Raw genomic sequence first — 16,797 nt, forward strand, 5'->3', positions numbered from 1 at the left:
GTTAGTATCTCGCTTTATTTTAAAGTCTATGTTAGAATCTTTCTATATTTTATAGTAACATAACCACGTCATTTTAATTTACCAAAATAAAATCTTAGATTCTATAACTTTTATAGAATCTAGTTGTGTTTTTTAGAATCTATTTCCACAAATATTCTAAATTTTACAATATTTCTGTAAATTTTGGGTATAATTTGCTCTATGGAATTTTTAACGTTGGCTTTTCTTGGTGTTGTCACAGGCGTGATTGCCGCGCTTTTTGGGCTTGGTGGTGGGATGATTATCGTGCCAGCCGTGCTTTATAGCCATTATTTTTTGCCAAATCTTGAATTTAGCGCACATGATGCGATTGCTATTTCTGTTTTGCAGATGATTTTTTCATCCGTTTTTGGCACATTTTTGAATATTTTTAAGAAAAAAAACTTGGATTTAAAAATCGCGTTTTTTTTAGGGCTTGGCGGACTTTTAGGCGCGTCATGTAGCGGATTTTTGCTCTCTTTAGTAGATTCTAAACATCTTACTTTGGCGTTTTTGCTAGTCTCGCTGGCGACATTTTACAAGTTCGCATTTGGCGGGAAAACGGCGGCTAGAAAAGTGCAAATGAGCGCGAATAAACAAGCCATAATTTTGATATTAGTAGGCGCATTAACAGGCGTTTTTGCCATATCTTTGGGCATTGGCGGAGGGCTAATTTTAACGCCACTTTTGGCGTATTTCTTGGGCTTTGACACCAAAAAAATCATGCCACTTTCGCTATTTTTCATCATGTTTGCAAGTATCGCTGGGTCGCTATCATTTAGCACGCACGGACTAAGCAGCGATGCCGTGCTGCACGCGGGTGTGGTTATCGGTTCATTCTCGATTTTAGGCGTTTTAATCGGTAGCAAGATTTTAGATTCTATCTCGCTAAAACACCACAGAAAATTATTAATGGGAATCTATATTATTTCAATTTTAGCGACATTGAATAAAGTGTTGGAATATTATGGAATCTTTAAGTAATTTTATTTTTGGTTAATAATGATTTAAGAATTTTGTAGTAAAATTACGATTTTATGAGTGTTGCTAAGGGGTAGGTGACACATTTTAGGGGTGAAAGATGAGAAAAATACGTGGGGTTTTTAAGTTTTGTAAGTTTAGATTCTATAAGTTTATGGAATCTTTAGAATCTAGATTCTATAATTTTAATAATAAAAAGTTATCAAATATAGAATCTAAAAACCTAAAAGATTCTAAAAAAATAGAAAATATAGAATCTAGATTCTATAAATTCCTACTTGCTTTATTCATTTTACTAAACCTAACACATATAATAAATGCAAATGGCTTTAAGATTCAAGAGCAAAGCTTGAATGCTACGGCTTTAAGTTCGGCTTATGTAGCAGGAGCAAGGGGCGCTGATGCAAGTTATTATAACCCCGCAAATATGGGCTTTTTAAATGATTATGGTGAGAATAAGCATGAATTTGAGTTTGACTTCTCAATCATTAATATCCCCGGCTTTAAGTTTAAAGTGCCTAGCACAAATCAAGGGCTTAGTTCTTTTACATATATGGAATATGATATAGCACCTTTAAGAACATTGAGAGATAGTTGCCGTGTTAATGGTGTGCCTTTATGTCCTGGAGTAGGTCCTGCTATATACAATGGAGTTATGGGTGGGAATCTAATACCCACTACGGTGCCACTGCAGCATAGCCCACCTGATTTACAAGTAGTCGATGGTTCAACGGGCGATACTAATTTTATGCTACCAAAGTTTTTTTATAAGTCAAAAAATTATAGCGGTTTTACCTTTGGAGCGAGTTTCATCGCACCTAGTGGTTTGGCTATGAAGTGGAATGGTAAAGGTGGCGAGTTTCTGCAAGATGTTATGATTTTCTTAATTGAATTTGCCCCTGCTATTAGCTACACTTATAAGGATATTTTTAGCGTTGGCTTAGGTTGGCGGATTTTATATGGTATGGGGACTTTTAATAATATCGTGTATGTCCCACTTGGCATATCAAGCGAGCAAAGTAAAAATGATATTAGCACAGATGATAAGCAAAATAATATTTGGCTACCAGAGCAAAAGCCTGTAAGTGGTAAAAACTGCACTCCTAGCTTTGACCCTGATATTTTACAAAGTTTGCCGGGTGGATTAATACCACCAGAAATGGAAAGTATGCTAGATATGGTTAAGGATAATCCTGTGTTATATCCTATTTTGGGCTTACCACCGAATGCTTCACAACTAGATGTTATAAAAGCAATGGTGGCTAAGATTCAAACCTGCCTTGTTGGTACAGCTCAAGTTATCCAGCAAAGCAATGGTAGCGATTTAAGTATTAAAGGATGGCGAATAGGTGCTAGTGTGAAAGTAGGGAAGGGTGGTATGTTTTCTATTTTGTATAATAGCGATGTACCGATGAGATTTGAGGGAAATGTGGTCGCTGATACCGTTATCGGTGGTCCTGTGGGAAGTGTGCGTATGGAAGCTCCATTATATCTATATGTAACAATGCCACAAATCTTAACCGTTGCTTATGCACATGAGTTTAAATTGCCAAATGAGGCAAAATTAAGGCTTGAAGCGGTGTATGAGCGCACTTTTTGGAGTCAAGGGCGTAAGTTTGATACGGAGTTTGGCTGTGATAGCAATCTTTTTGGCAAGGATGTATGCACGAAATTCCCATTTGTCGATATGCCCGGCTCAAAACTTCCTTTCTTTACGGCAAGTCCTGGGAGTGTGCCCGAGAGTTTTGAGCAAGCACAGCTTATGGGAATGGTCGGTCTTGCCGACTTTACCGCGGTAAAAATGGGAAATGGCTGGGTTGATACGGATACATTTAGGCTTGGGATGAGCTATATAGGGAAGAAATTGCGGCTTATGGTATCGTGCGCGTATGATAAAGCACCCGTGCCACAAACCGCAATAGGTATCCCAGATAGCGATGGCTATATGATAGGCGTGGGGGCGAAGTATAACTTTCGTGGATTTGACATAGGCGCAGGATTATCGCAAACCTTTAAAGATAGCTCAAGAAGCGTGTATGCTGGCACAGGCGTGGGACAACTTCGCATCGCGACATTCTCAATTGGCTATCGGTGGTAGGTTCTAAGATTGCATAACTTACAAATCCGCATTATTTGGCGAAATTATTGCTTTTGGCGAAAAATTTGTCGCATGATATACAAAGGTATTATAAGCACGTGCATAATATTTTATAATCATTTTTTGCATAATAGCCTGCGTGCTAGGGGCAAACCACGCGTTATTACTACCCATAAGAATGTATTTTGCGCCACTTTTATAAGGCAAACTCATCGTCCCTTCAAAGCAATTTGCAATAGCAAGTTTTAAGCCCTTAAACTCAAATTTTACCACGCTATCCCCAGCCCTAAAGCCAAAATCCACGCCAAAATACCTAAAAATACTATCAAAAGGCAGTCGCTCACCAAAGGGCACAAGCTCGATTTTATCCGCTATAATGCTCTTCCCAAACGCAAAAACATACATACTATTATAATATCCGCTAACTTTACTCGGCAAATTTATTATACTTTTATCGATAATATCAAAATTAGATTCTATATTTTTAGAACTTTTAGAATCTAAAATACTAGATTCTATAACTTCATTATTTTTCAAGTTATCAAGCTTAATAAAGGTATTAGAATCTATTTGCGTATTAATATCCCTAAAATCACTTTGCAGTCGCATACCGCCTGTTACAATAACAATTTTTTGGCTTAAATTTAGCAGTTTTTCATACACTTCTGCATTTCTATTTAGCGTAAATGGAAAGGCAGACTCTGGCAATAAAATCATATCAAAGCCCTGCTCTATCGCACTTTCAATCGCTTTAAAATTCTCATTTATACTTGCTTGTTTGTTTTCCAAACTCCACTTTTTATCTTGGCTAAAATTTGTTTGAAGCACATAAGCATTTAGCTTAGAATCTTGCACGCCAAAATTATAATCAAGGCTAACTAGAAAAAATATAAAGCTTAAAAAATAATATCTTTTTTTTAAAAAAATTAGAAATATCATAAGTAAAGCAAGTGAGCCAACACTAAAAATACTATACGCACTAAAATACGCTAAATTTAGCCAATTAAAACTAAAAGGGGCAATAAAAAATAAACAAAGACAGCTTAAAAATCTAAAAAAAAGATTATTAAAATACATTAAAAAATAAAAAATAATGCCATAAATTAGCCCAATGCCAATGATTGCAAGGGGGATAAACGCACTCAAATCATCAAAACGAAAGCTTAAAGGTATCCAAAAAAAGCCAAATACGCCAACAAAAAAGCCAAATAAAAATCTAAACTTACGCTTTAAAAATAAAAATATAGCAATGCTAATAACATAACCAACGCTAGATAAAAAATAATGATTTTTGTGTAAAAATGAAAAAATAATTATAAATAATATAACTAATAAAAAATAAAAGATATATTTTTTGCAATCTTTAATACTATCTTGTGCGGTAATTATAACGCTAGACTTTTCACCTTTAGAATCTTTTTTAAATATTTGCATTGTAAAAAATGGCTTTATAGATTCTATATTGTTAGAATCTTTTAATATAAAAAAGCCAAATAAAATTATAATAATGCTAAGAAAATATTGTAAAAAATTATAAAAAATAGTATTTGTTGTATCGCTAGATTCTAAAGCTAGATTCTGCAGCACTACCCCAAAAAAGCTAAGCCAAAAAAGGAGTGCAAAAAATGCAGAAATTAGAATCTTTTTTGGCGTGAAAGCCCTTTTAATAAATAAAAGTATTTTTTTTATTTTATTAGATTCTATGTTTGTTTGTGTAGAATCTATAATATTAGAATCTATTTTTGTCTTTTTCATAAAATACCCTTAAAACTTTTTACTTTTTTTCCATATTTTTCAAAATCGAAATTATATTCTCATTATTTTAAGTTTATATTAATAATTTTTATATTATCATTTTGCCTTTAAAATGACTTTATGTAAGGATTTTGTCATGAGACTTTTTGTTAATATGAGATTAGGAGTTAGAATCTCACTGGTTGTAGGGTTGATTTTAGGGCTTTTTTTAAGTGTGGTGATGACACTTGTAGGGTTTAAATCTTCTAGTTTGCAAGTGGCTGAGGCGGAGAAATTACTGCAAAATGTATCAATTAGACGGGCAAATTATATGCAGGGCTTATTTAACGAGACGATTTCATCTCTTATGCTGCTTTCGCAAAATATGGAATCTTCGATAAATACTAGAAATGTGGAATTTGGCGATTTTCTATCTCGTATTTCAAATGCTGCTAATAATATGAGCTTTGTTTCGTATGGTTACATTTATTTAGAAAAAGATTTTGCTAATAAAATGCAAAATGTAGATTCTAAAGCAATGATACGGGGGGGGGGGGGTAACTCCACTTCTTATAATATAGGAGAAAATGATAATAGAATCTTAACTACCATTCATAGCATAGATGGAGCTGCAAGTCTAATAGACGCACAAGAAAATATACTACAATTTGAAAGCGTTAAAAACGCAATAAATACAAAGAAAATAAGCATAGGCAAACCTAGCTTTAGAAATATAGAAGGTAAGCAAAAGCTAGTCGTAGCGATTTCACTACCATTAATAAACTATGATACTAACACCGCACAAGGCGTAGTAGGAGTATTAATCGATTTAGATGTAATAGATTCTATAATGCAGGCTAGAGCGTCTAAAACGCAGGTATTTGAAAATAGCTTTTTATTTTTACTAGATAATGATGGCGATATAGCATTTCACGCAAATAGAGAGCTTGTAACCAAAAATATCACTAAGGTAAATACGCATAATAGTGCTAAAGAATTGCAAAATTCTATTAATCTTAGAAAAGAAGAGGTGACTAGCTATAGCTTAATTGATAATACGCAAGGCTACATAGGCATCTCACATTTTCAGCTAGGGCATAACACAGGTGTGTATTGGACTTGCGTAGCATTTGCACCGCTTTCATCTATATATGCACCTATTTATGAGCTATTAAAGACGATTATTTTAATAGGCGTTGTAGGCTTTATTGTAATTTATTTAGTGATATATTGGTTTATTAATAGCTTTTTAGTCTTTAGAATCAAAAATATTCTAGCTAAGATGAATATCTTTTTTGATTATATAAACTACAAGACAAATACGCCACCACCGCCCTTGCAGCCAAAATATAGAGATGAGTTAGGCAACTTTGCTTTAACATTAAATAAAAATATAGACTACACAAAAGAGGTCTTTTGTAAAAATAAGCAAGTGATACAAGAAGCAAGTGATATTATACAAGAAGCAGAAAATGGGAACTTGAATGTAAAGCTAGATAAAGATTCTCAAAATCCTGATTTAAACACATTAATACACAAGCTAAATGAATTGCTAGAAGTATTCCAAAGCAAAGTAGGCAAAGATTTAAACATAATAGATGATGTGTTTAATAAATATAAAAACTTAGATTTTACACAATCAATACCAAATGCAAGTGGAAATATAGAATCTATCACAAACGCACTAGGCAATGAAATAGTAAAAATGCTAAATCAATCGCTAAGCTTTGCAAATACATTATCTAATGAATCTAATAATTTACACGAAATAGTGCAAAAAATAGATTCTAGCTCAAATGCACAATATAGTGCACTAGAGCAAAGCAGCGCCGCACTAAATGAAATGACTAGCTCAATGCAAAATGTATTTAGCAAAACTCAACAAGTAATAACCCAAAGTGGCGAAATAAAAAATATCACATCAATCATAAGTGATATAAGCGACCAAATAAACTTACTAGCACTAAATGCTGCAATAGAAGCCGCAAGGGCTGGAGAACACGGACGTGGCTTTGCTGTCGTAGCTGATGAAGTAAGGAAACTAGCAGAGCGAGTGCATAAATCTCTAAGCGAAATAGAAGCAACGGTAAATCTACTAACGCAATCACTAAATGATATGCAAGAAAGCATAAAAGAGCAAACACAAGCAATCGAGCAAATAAATGAAGCCGTGGCACATATAGAATCTATGACGCAAGAAAATATGCAAATCTCAAATAAAGCCCTAAATGTTTCACAAAATGTAAGTGAAATATCAACAAATATTTTAAATGATGTGAATAAGAAAAAGTTTTAGATTCTATAGAATCTAGCCGCTAAAATTGCCATTTGCAAGGAGTTCTAGCACTAGATTTGCCTCATGGGCAGCACAAAGATTCACACGTGGGGCAATTAGCCCATTTCCGGGACTAGCTGCACTTTTTAAATCGCCACAAATGTAGAAATTATCCGCAATTTTTTGCGTTTTTATAGCATTTGAGTTGCCAAAACCAGCCAAACCACTAGCGGTTATCAAAATCTTTTGTGGGAAAATAGTATGAAAATGCTGTGCCAACATCGCCTTAGCCACAGCAGAGTCAAATGCCTCACACACAATATCGCAGTCCTTAAAAATAGATTCTATATTTTTTTCGCTGACCTTTTTTGTGTGCGTTTTCACGCGTATAAAAGGGTTTATTTTTTTTATATTTTTTTTCATCGCACGCGTTTTTAATTCGCCCAAATCGCCCACATTATAGCCTTGCCGATTAAGATTGCTAGGCTCAATCACATCAAAATCAACGAGCGTAAGCCGCCCCACGCCACTTCGCGCTAACATTATGGCAATGTGCGAGCCAAGTCCGCCAAGTCCGGCAATGCCGACATTTGCACTCTTTAGTTTGTCGTGCAGCTTTGGCGTGTGGCGAGCGCGCATCATTGCTTCTAGTGCCTTTTTGGGCGGAATTTTGTTGCGTTTGATGTAAAAAAGCTCGTCATTTTCTTGCAATTTGATATTGTCTTGCGTGGCAAAACCATTTATAATCCACACATTTTTTTTATTTGCGTTGATATTTGCGAAAAATTCGTGGGTATCTTTGGCGTTTGTTTTTATCGCCTTTCCGTTGAAAAATATTTGCATGTTTGTCCTTAAAGTTTTTAAAGATTTTAACCTAAAAATTTTAATAAGTCTTTTGAAATGACTTTTAGAATCTAGATTCTAAAACACAATCGTCTTGTTTCCATTTAAAAAGATTCTATCTTCTAGGGCGAGATTCAAAGCGCGGGCAAGCACGATTTTCTCAATATCACGCCCTGCCTTTTGCATATCTTGCCACGTATAACTATGATTGATTTGGGCGACATCTTGGCAAATTATCGGTCCGCAGTCAAGCTCATCGCTTACAAAATGCGCGGTAGCCCCGATGATTTTTACGCCACGCTCGTAAGCTTGTTTATAAGGATTTGCCCCGATAAATGCGGGCAAGAATGAATGATGAATGTTGATAATTTTATCTTTGAATCTAGCGACAAAACTCGGCGACAAAACGCGCATATATTTTGCTAAAACCAAAAAATCAGCGCTAAAATTCTTACAAATTTTTAGAATCTCTTTTTCGTGCTTCTCACGCGAAATACCGTTACTATCGATAAAATAGTAGGGTATATCAAACTTTTTTACAAGAGATTGCAAAACATTATGATTGCTAATCACACACAAAATTTTAGCGTTTAGCTCGCCGCTGCTATGGCGGATTAAAAGGTCGCCTAGGCAGTGATTTTCCTTTGTAGCAAGGATTATAATGGATTTTTTATCCTGCGTTTTAATGCTAATTTGGGCGTTATTATTTAGGGCAGATTCTATCTCTTTTAATAACTTATTAGAATCTAAGGTTATAGATTCTGTAATATTAGAATCTATTTTATTAGGATTTATAGAATCTTGCTGTTTAGATTCCATAAAAGCCGTAGATTCCATAGAATCTAGCCCACTAATCTCAGTTCGCATAAAAAACATACCGCTACTTTTATCGACAAACTCGCTATTTTGCTCGATATTTAGCCCATATTTATACAGCACAGAACTCACCTTAAATACCAAGCCCTGCGTATCTTTGCACTTTATAAGTAGGATAATTTTTCGCATTTTTTAGCCTATTTTTGTATAAAAAATTTTTGTTTGCAATTCTAGCATTTTTTTATTGTAGAATAGAATCTCATTTTAATTTTAAGGAGTTTTTAATGAAAACGAGTGTATTGAGTATGGTGGCGAAAGGCTTGTGTGTCGGCGTGTTGGCTACTTTTTTGGTTAGCTGTGGTGAGAAAACACAGAGCTTAACACCAAACAAAGACGAACCAAAGTGGGTGAATAATATCAGTGAAGCTAAAGAACGTGCAAAGTCTAATGCTGTAGCTGTTGGCAGTGCAAAAGTATTAGATGGTAACATAAACTTTGCTACAAATCAAGCTACAATGCAAGCAAGAATCCAAATAGCACAAATGATTAGTACAAAAGTGGAACAAGCAATAAAGGAACTAGCACAAAGTGATGGATTGAAAATATCAGAAAATAGTATACAAGCAGCTAAGCAAAAAGTAGAACAAACGTTGCAAAAAACCGAGATGGTGGAAAGATGGATTGATAAAGATTCTAAACCAAATGTGCTCTATGTTCTCGTAGGTATGGATAAAGACGCTTTTGATAATGCTATGAAAGGTGGTGCTCAAGTGTTAAATATCAATTCTTCACAAGCATTAGAGTTATCTAATACAGTGGAAGCATTATTAAAATAAATGACTCTGTCTATTTTTGATGCAAATGGTATAAATCTAGGCTTATGATTCTTTGTTAATTATTTGCATTGTTATGTTTTTCTTTAAAACTATGTTTTGAAGAAAACTAATTGAGTAAAATCTACATTTTTAAATCTATTTTGATAGAATCTATTTTTTAGTTTAACGTTTGATTAAAGGCAAAGGGCGGATGATAAAATCTTTTTTTATAGAATCTATTTTGTTTTTCTGCTTGTATTCTAAAAAACACAATATTATAGAATTTTTCTCTAAAAATATTCTAAATTTTATAGAATCTATTTTGCAAGATTCTAAAAAGATTCTAAGTTTTAAAAAATATAAGATTATAGAATCTAACATTATAAAATATATAATTTTTTTGCTATTTTTATCTATTATTTCTAACCTAAATGCGAATGCGTTAAAGATTGTCGGCTCTGTGCCTTTTGGTAGTTCTAGCCTTAGAATTGAGGCTAGTAAAAATCTAACAAAAAAAGATATTAGCGTGCATAAACTTAATGAAACCACCGCATTTATCGACATTTCAGGCACTTGGACACCCAAAAATAAAAAGGAGTATAATTTCCCAAACAATACGCAGATTGTGATTGCTCAAAATAAACCTGGGCGCGTGCGTGTGCTAATTACGCTAACGGCTAAAACCGAGTATGAGCATTATCTAAAAAATCAGTATCTCTACATCGCAATAAAAGAAAAAACTCCCCCCAAAACAACGCAAAAGCTAAGTACAAGCAAAAATCAAGCCGCAAAAACGCAACCGCAAAAAACAGATTCTAAACCCACCGCGAAAACAACTCCAAAACCCGCAACCACCGCACCAAAAGTAGCCCCAAAACCAGCTAGCAAAAAATCCCCTTCCCCCATCCTAGTTAGCAAGGCAAAACCGCCCGCAAATGGCAGGAAAATCGTGATTTTAGACCCAGGTCATGGCGGCAAAGACTGCGGCACAGCAGGGGTCGCGCAAATGTGCGAAAAAACTATCGTTTTAAGTGTGGCAAAGTTGGCTGCCGCCGAGCTTGACAAACGCGGCTACATCGTGTATATGACGCGAAATAGCGATGTGTTTATCGAGCTGCAGCGGCGAACTGAGATGGCGAATGAAATCCACGCTGATTTGTTTATCAGCATACACGCAAATTCTATGCCAAAAGGCACGAGCAAGCAGCCAAAGGGCGTTGAGACCTACTTTTTATCGACTGCTAGGAGTGAGCGCGCCGTGAATGTCGCGGCGAATGAAAATCAGGGCATGGCGACTGAATATTCGCCCACGATGATTGCGTCCTTTTTGACATCAAATCGCATTATTGCTTCTAATAAGCTAGGAATGGACGTGCAGGCGGGCATTTTAAAGCAGGTAAAAACGATGTATAATGAGAATCTGGATGGCGGCGTGCGTGAGGGTCCTTTTTGGGTGCTAGTGGGCGCTTTAATGCCCTCTGTGCTTGTAGAAATCGGCTATAATTCGCATCCTGAAGAGGCGATTCGTCTAAAAGATTCTAAATATCAAGCCTTGATTGCAAAGGGAATCGCAAATGGAATTGAGAGCTATGTGCAGAAAAATCCGTGAGGGTAGAATCTAGATTCTAAAATTAAAGTATTTTGCAAATACTTTGAAATATAATTAGTATAAAACTGAAGTTTATTAAGATAATTTGTTTATAAAAATTGTTAAAGTTTATTCAATATTTAAAACATATTATTTGCCACGAATTTTATTAATGATTTGTTTTAGTTTTCTACTAAGTCTTTTACGTATATTTTGTTTGGTTTCCAAGATATTAATCTTATTTTCAAACTCTTTTAGAATCTTCTGCATAGATGTAGCATATAAGCGTAATTCATTAGAATCTAAATATATCTTTCTCTCCATTAACACATCACTAAAATAAGGAGTTTGAGCTGCCATATCCCACCATTCTTTTGTGTATTGTATATCAAATGTTGGTATGTAATTTTTCATCATAGTATATGGGCTACTCCATGCCTTTTGATTACTATTGTAATGGATAATGCGTAAGTCATTCATACTTTCTTCATACTCTTTGCGAGTGTAGGGCATACTAAATGTATCGCTTTCATCCGTGCATGTAATTTCTTGATTAGTCAAATACGAACAATTATATTTATATGGAATCTTAATCGTGTCATTTACTGCAACGTTTATGTAATCTTGGTCGCCTGTATATGAGCTGTGTGTGCGGATTAAATCAAATATTTTAGATTCTATATTTTGCTCTCTCCATTGTTTAATATTAATTAGCATAAGGCTTACTGTGTAATGTTTTAGTGGGTCTATGGGGATATTTTTATGTGTGTTTGGATTGCGTGTTAAAATCTCTTTTTTACAATACGAATGATAGACAGCACCCATAACCTTATCTTTTAAATCAATATCAAAAATATCTCTAATATCTTTAATCGCTAACATATCTACATCTAAATATAGAATCTTATCAATATCACGTGGCATAAATCTATCAAAAATAATACGACAATATGTTGCATAACTCTTTGGCTTCTCATCTTGTCCCCATTTTGGCAGGTTTAGCTTTTCAAACTCTGTATCATCAATAATGTGAATACGTATTTCGCATGGATAGATTCTATTTAGCTCTTCTTGCATAAGATTTACTTTCTCTATGCTTTCAGGCTTTAGAAAATCGCTGATAACATGGAAACAAAAAGGTTTATTGTTAGAATCTATTACGTTAGATTCTATGTTTTCTTTGGAGATTATATTATCTGTGCTTTTGTTAGTAGCACAATTTATGTGGCTGTTATTACCCCCCCCCCCCCCATTATTATCTAATTTATCGTTTGTTTTAGCACATTTTACAATACTTGTAATCAATACACTTGTATATGCCAAATAATCTTCGCTGGAGCTAAAAACGATATGATACATGGTTTAATCCTTATGATAAAATTGTATGTATATTGTACTTGAAAAACATGAAAAATATTATATTAAAGCTTTAAATCAAAACAATCTAGGAAAAAAGGTTGATTTTGATAAGAAATTTAATAACGACTTGTCACCACAAAGATTATTTATTTAGCTCTTTTCACACAGAAAATTGCTATGTATTATTGATATTAATGAATGATACCTAGTAATATTGCTAGAGTAGCTTTCATACTAAAAAAGTTTTATGATTTGTAATTTTTTTGCGATATTTTTGAGATCTCAAAATATAGATTCTATAATTTCTACAATATATTTTTCAAGAATAAACCTAAAAAGAGAAATAGAAAATGCTAGATATAAAAATTCTACACAAACCCTGCAAGTATTTTTAGATTCTAAGGTTTTAACAATATTAAATTATTCAATCTTAGAATCTAGTTTAAATATAAAGTTAGAATCTAAGTCTAAAAAAGCAAAAAAGATTCTACAAAAACAAATAGATTGCCACGAAGCTAAAGCTTCTCGCAATGATAATGAAGCTTCCTACTCTAAGTCTAATAATGATGATAAAGCTTCCTACGCTAATACTCGAAACGACAAAATAGATTCTATAAAAATTAATTATAGCTATGAAGATTTTATTGATGTATGTGAATTGTGCAAAAAAATAATATAATATACACTCTAGTTTATTAGACTTGTAAAGGTGTGTTAAATTGAGTCGTTATACAAAAGAACAGATATTAAAATTACTGAAATATGCAGAACTTGCTTGGGCTAGTTATTCTACAAAATTAAATAATGGTATGTTTGGAGAAAATGATAAAAAATGGGGTTTAAACAAACAAAAAAAATATTTTAATAAAGAAGAAGCAAAGCAAAACAATCAAGTTGCATATAAACAAGCATTAACTAATGAATTATTAGTTTTTATGATGATACTAGAGTGGATTTTACAGACAAACAAGCTACAATATTTATTAATCGTTATAAAATAATGGCATTTGTAGATAAAAAAGATTCTGGATTTTCGGCGACATTATTTTATGATATTCAAGATGATGATATAATATTAGCTTTTCGCGGGCTTGATATATTTAGATTAAATATACTTGAGTTGCCTAATCTTGAAGGATTAGGTAATAGTTTAAAAGCTAATGTTCCTTTAGAGATTTGCAATGATATGTTTAATTTTTATATTGAAAATATTAAAACTTTAAACAAACAAATTATTGTTACAGGACACTCCTTTGGTTGATATTTAGCACAACTTTTTAGCATAAGCTATTCTAGTGTTATTAAAGAAGTTTATACTTTTAGTGCACCTGGTGTTGTGGCTGATTGGAGCAATAATATTATAAATTATGTATTGCCAATAACCTTTACACCCAATCCAAATAATTATGATTTTATTGAAATTAAACAAGAATATAAAGATTCTATAAGTTACAAGATGAATTAATTTATATATCGCAAACAAACAAAGAATTAGACTTGTTTATACCTTATTATCTTAAAACTAAAAGTCCATACTCACTTAATCACATAAATTCTTACCTGCAATCTAGTCAAACTCCAATAGCAGAGAAAGCAAGTATGAAAAAATTCGCTAAATTTCTTTACCAACAAATCAAGGTAGTGGAAAATGGGCAATTATTAGTAAGATAAGAGCTATTACAAAAAGTGCAATAAAAACTAACATACTTGCTTATGTCCTGGTTATCGTAACCATAGAGGATATATATAATGCTCTTACCATTCTAGCTCATATCGATACTGCGATGAATAATGTAGAAATAATGCAATTTTTGAGCACATTATATCAACCCAATGTTATATAGGAAAAATTATGAAATCTATAATGCCAATATTTTTGATACCCATATTTTTATTTTTATGTTTTGTAACATTTTGGTTACTACGATTTTGGGTAGGAGCATTTGTTCCAGATAATACAAACATGAGCGTTTTAAAAAAATTCTTTTACTATACTAGGAATTATAGGTTTTATTTTTTTGCCACCAATAACATTTACAAACATTGCAATATTGCTTTGTATTTGTATTGTAATGATATTGATAATAAAATATGCTACCCCTATGTTGTATATCAAAAATATTTGTTTTATAGATGAAAATATGCGATGAATAAAAACTTGAAAGAATAAAAGGAATTTTCTTGCTTGATTATATCACATATTGACGAGTTGGTATTTAATGATCATAATCTATAAAAAAGCTACCATCATATTAAAATTTAAGGATAAGGAATGAAAGATATTTTATACGAAGTTCATTACTATGATAAGGATTCTGCTAATATAATAGATAACTTTTTAAATTTAGAAAATAATCATGGTGATATAAAGCTCATTAAAATTAATGATGATATGCTAGATTCTACACATAAAGATTCCCCTACTTATTTACTTCTCTCATTATATACTTGTAAGAGTTTTGCAATATGTAGCAAAGATAATAAAAGTCTTATAGATAAAAATAATACTGAAAAGATTCTAGGTTATAAATCAGTCTTTGCAAATATATTTATTCTAAATAAAGATTCTATAACAAATGAATATTTAGAATCTAGAAAAGAATTATATAAATCTTTTATGACTTTAAAACAAGAAAGAGTAGAATCTATTGAATAGAGAGTATACAGAGCTTTAAAGATAAAACAAAACTTTGTTATAATGTGTAATTGCAAATACAAGGTAGGATAAATGAAAATTCCAATATATTCAAATATTAAGCAATACTTAGAATCTAAAAAAATAGATTTGAGCACAAGCGGACAAATTGCGTGGTTTGTGTGCAGCATTGCGGTTAGTTTTGTAATCTTTGTAAGTTTATTATTAATTAATATAATAGAAAATTCAAATTTTAATCTATTGGAGCTTGTAACTTTTTGTATTTTTTTATTATTTATTGTAAATAATTGTTATATTAAAAATATTTTACCTTTTTTGATGATTATAACATTTATTGTGTTAATGATTGGCTTCGCAAAAGAATTAAAATATATGTTTTGGATATTATCTGCTTGTTTGGTTTTATGTATTTGTTTTGTTTGTGCGGTTGCTAAAAAATTAGGATTTTTTATTGTATTTTGTATAGATACGATTATTGCAGTATGTATATATAATTTAATTCTTATATCTGGTGGAATTCCAAAATGAAATATTATGTAACGATTTATATTGATAAACTTTTTGGGGAAATTACAAGAAATTTTAAAATATCATCTCCAATATCATCTTTAGACTTTACCCACGCATTTTTAGGACTTACTAAAGGCAAATCACCTAATGAATTAGATAAAATAGATATAGTAACAAGAAATGATAAAAATAAAAATAAAGATATTAAAAATATTGATAAAGTGTGGTATGAAAGGTTGGAAACAAGTAAATTTAATGATGGTTTTTTTGGTTTTGCTCCTATTAAATCTGCAAGAAATCATTGTGATAAAATGTTAAAAAATAATTAAAAGGATAAATTATGAATAAATTTAGCTTTGGTAAGTTTATATTAGATTGTATTATATGTTTTGGAGTGATGACAATAGCTATTCCAATATTATTTTTACCAATATTTTATACGTTATCATTTTTTGCTACAATGATGTCTATAAAAGAACTAGGAACATTGCTATATAGTGGCATTAATTGTAACAATATCATGTTTTGTGTTGTTCGTTGCATTAAAATTTTTATATAGATGCAATAAAACTATATACAAAATTTATTATGTAAGCTTTAGTGTGTCTTGTATATTTATAGTCATATCTGTATGGTTTATTGCATATACATTAGAAGATAATTTCGTAAAATAAAGGAATTCACATGCCATATTTAACAATCTATTCCATCCTATGAATTTTAATATCCCACATGCTTTTTTGGGTTTAACACGCAAACATCCAGATGAATTAGATAAATTAGGTGAAATAGATATACAAAAATATTCAAATAAAATTTATGACCCATTCACAAGTTCATATTTTAATACTATTGAAAAATGTAAGAGTAAATGGTATGAAAATGTATATCCTAGTATTTTAGATTCTAATTTTAATGGTGAGGGTTTCTTTGGCTTTGCTCCCGTGAAATCTGCAAGTAATCATTGTGGTAAAGTATATGAAAAATAACTAAAAGGAGATTCTGTGAATAAATTTAGCTTTGGCAAGTTTATATTAGATTGCTTGATATGTATGTTGTTAATACTCATCTCTGTAGTTATATTATTATTTCCGATAAATTTAA

Annotated in this window: 15 protein-coding genes; 11 read left to right on the forward strand and 4 right to left on the reverse strand. The window is 32.1% G+C overall.

All coding sequences use genetic code 11. The features are described from left to right. Positions 1 to 201: 201 nt before the first annotated feature. Positions 202 to 1,002, forward strand: coding sequence for a sulfite exporter TauE/SafE family protein (locus LS64_RS09645; RefSeq protein ID WP_034572645.1), 801 nt, complete (start codon positions 202 to 204; stop codon positions 1,000 to 1,002). Positions 1,003 to 1,099: 97 nt separating this feature from the next. Continuing rightward, entirely contained in the window at positions 1,100 to 3,097 is a 1,998-nt protein-coding gene (locus LS64_RS09650; protein WP_052062560.1) for an OmpP1/FadL family transporter, read from the forward strand. A gap of 18 nt (positions 3,098 to 3,115) precedes the next feature. On the opposite strand, the gene LS64_RS09655 is transcribed toward LS64_RS09650, so the two are convergent. Then, positions 3,116 to 4,852: a nitrilase-related carbon-nitrogen hydrolase gene (locus tag LS64_RS09655; protein WP_034572648.1), complete on the reverse strand. Its 1,737-nt coding sequence runs from the start codon at positions 4,850 to 4,852 to the stop codon at positions 3,116 to 3,118. A 136-nt stretch (positions 4,853 to 4,988) separates the two neighbouring features. On the opposite strand from LS64_RS09655, the gene LS64_RS13695 reads away from it, so the two are divergent. Continuing rightward, entirely contained in the window at positions 4,989 to 7,127 is a 2,139-nt protein-coding gene (locus LS64_RS13695; RefSeq protein WP_160662235.1) for a methyl-accepting chemotaxis protein, read from the forward strand. 12 nt (positions 7,128 to 7,139) lie between these two features. Here LS64_RS13695 and thiF read toward each other — a convergent pair whose 3' ends face one another. After that, entirely contained in the window at positions 7,140 to 7,949 is an 810-nt protein-coding gene (gene thiF / locus LS64_RS09665) for a thiamine biosynthesis protein ThiF (RefSeq protein WP_034573236.1), read from the reverse strand. Between the two features lie 78 nt (positions 7,950 to 8,027). Further along, a complete protein-coding gene (purU, locus tag LS64_RS09670; RefSeq protein ID WP_034573238.1) occupies positions 8,028 to 8,954 on the reverse strand; it encodes a formyltetrahydrofolate deformylase in 927 nt (308 codons plus the stop codon). A gap of 95 nt (positions 8,955 to 9,049) precedes the next feature. Between purU and LS64_RS09675 the strand changes: the two genes are divergently transcribed. Next, positions 9,050 to 9,601, forward strand: a complete 552-nt coding sequence (locus tag LS64_RS09675) for an LPP20 family lipoprotein (protein ID WP_034573239.1) — start codon at positions 9,050 to 9,052, stop codon at positions 9,599 to 9,601. 190 nt (positions 9,602 to 9,791) lie between these two features. Continuing rightward, complete coding sequence (locus tag LS64_RS09680; RefSeq protein WP_081948372.1) at positions 9,792 to 11,189, forward strand: N-acetylmuramoyl-L-alanine amidase; 1,398 nt, start codon at positions 9,792 to 9,794, stop codon at positions 11,187 to 11,189. A 129-nt stretch (positions 11,190 to 11,318) separates the two neighbouring features. Here LS64_RS09680 and LS64_RS09685 read toward each other — a convergent pair whose 3' ends face one another. Continuing rightward, entirely contained in the window at positions 11,319 to 12,527 is a 1,209-nt protein-coding gene (locus LS64_RS09685; protein ID WP_118988388.1) for a glycosyltransferase family 8 protein, read from the reverse strand. A gap of 247 nt (positions 12,528 to 12,774) precedes the next feature. On the opposite strand from LS64_RS09685, the gene LS64_RS09690 reads away from it, so the two are divergent. The 6 genes from LS64_RS09690 to LS64_RS09715 all read left to right on the forward strand — a co-directional run bounded on the left by LS64_RS09690 (position 12,775) and on the right by LS64_RS09715 (position 16,022). Next, complete coding sequence (locus LS64_RS09690) at positions 12,775 to 13,206, forward strand: hypothetical protein (protein ID WP_118949198.1); 432 nt, start codon at positions 12,775 to 12,777, stop codon at positions 13,204 to 13,206. A 40-nt stretch (positions 13,207 to 13,246) separates the two neighbouring features. Next, positions 13,247 to 13,528 (forward strand): hypothetical protein, encoded by a 282-nt coding sequence (locus LS64_RS09695; RefSeq protein WP_034571852.1) that lies wholly within the window; start codon positions 13,247 to 13,249, stop codon positions 13,526 to 13,528. Next, positions 13,477 to 13,788 carry a hypothetical protein gene (locus LS64_RS09700; RefSeq protein ID WP_138127324.1) on the forward strand — a complete coding sequence of 104 codons (312 nt, stop codon included), beginning with the start codon at positions 13,477 to 13,479 and terminating at the stop codon, positions 13,786 to 13,788. The genes LS64_RS09695 and LS64_RS09700 overlap by 52 nt, the downstream gene beginning before the upstream one ends. A 1,011-nt stretch (positions 13,789 to 14,799) precedes the next feature. Then, on the forward strand, positions 14,800 to 15,183 hold the full coding sequence (locus LS64_RS09705) for a hypothetical protein (protein ID WP_034571847.1): 384 nt from the start codon (positions 14,800 to 14,802) through the stop codon (positions 15,181 to 15,183). A gap of 72 nt (positions 15,184 to 15,255) precedes the next feature. Further along, complete coding sequence (locus LS64_RS09710) at positions 15,256 to 15,711, forward strand: hypothetical protein (protein WP_034571844.1); 456 nt, start codon at positions 15,256 to 15,258, stop codon at positions 15,709 to 15,711. After that, the gene (locus LS64_RS09715; protein WP_052062479.1) at positions 15,708 to 16,022 is read left to right on the forward strand and encodes a hypothetical protein; all 315 of its coding nucleotides are present in this window, start codon (positions 15,708 to 15,710) and stop codon (positions 16,020 to 16,022) included. The genes LS64_RS09710 and LS64_RS09715 overlap by 4 nt, the downstream gene beginning before the upstream one ends. Positions 16,023 to 16,797: the final 775 nt, after the last annotated feature.

It is taken from the genome of Helicobacter saguini, assembly GCF_000762875.2.
Taxonomy (GTDB): Bacteria; Campylobacterota; Campylobacteria; order Campylobacterales; family Helicobacteraceae; genus Helicobacter_A; species Helicobacter_A saguini.

Coding starts and splice junctions, on each gene's coding strand:
- LS64_RS09645 (WP_034572645.1), top strand. CDS start 202: ATGGAATTTTTAACGTTGGCTTTTCTTGGTGTTGTCACAGGCGTGATT.
- LS64_RS09650 (WP_052062560.1), top strand. CDS start 1,100: ATGAGAAAAATACGTGGGGTTTTTAAGTTTTGTAAGTTTAGATTCTAT.
- LS64_RS09655 (WP_034572648.1), bottom strand. CDS start 4,852: ATGAAAAAGACAAAAATAGATTCTAATATTATAGATTCTACACAAACA.
- LS64_RS13695 (WP_160662235.1), top strand. CDS start 4,989: ATGAGACTTTTTGTTAATATGAGATTAGGAGTTAGAATCTCACTGGTT.
- thiF (WP_034573236.1), bottom strand. CDS start 7,949: ATGCAAATATTTTTCAACGGAAAGGCGATAAAAACAAACGCCAAAGAT.
- purU (WP_034573238.1), bottom strand. CDS start 8,954: ATGCGAAAAATTATCCTACTTATAAAGTGCAAAGATACGCAGGGCTTG.
- LS64_RS09675 (WP_034573239.1), top strand. CDS start 9,050: ATGAAAACGAGTGTATTGAGTATGGTGGCGAAAGGCTTGTGTGTCGGC.
- LS64_RS09680 (WP_081948372.1), top strand. CDS start 9,792: ATGATAAAATCTTTTTTTATAGAATCTATTTTGTTTTTCTGCTTGTAT.
- LS64_RS09685 (WP_118988388.1), bottom strand. CDS start 12,527: ATGTATCATATCGTTTTTAGCTCCAGCGAAGATTATTTGGCATATACA.
- LS64_RS09690 (WP_118949198.1), top strand. CDS start 12,775: ATGATTTGTAATTTTTTTGCGATATTTTTGAGATCTCAAAATATAGAT.
- LS64_RS09705 (WP_034571847.1), top strand. CDS start 14,800: ATGAAAGATATTTTATACGAAGTTCATTACTATGATAAGGATTCTGCT.
- LS64_RS09710 (WP_034571844.1), top strand. CDS start 15,256: ATGAAAATTCCAATATATTCAAATATTAAGCAATACTTAGAATCTAAA.
- LS64_RS09715 (WP_052062479.1), top strand. CDS start 15,708: ATGAAATATTATGTAACGATTTATATTGATAAACTTTTTGGGGAAATT.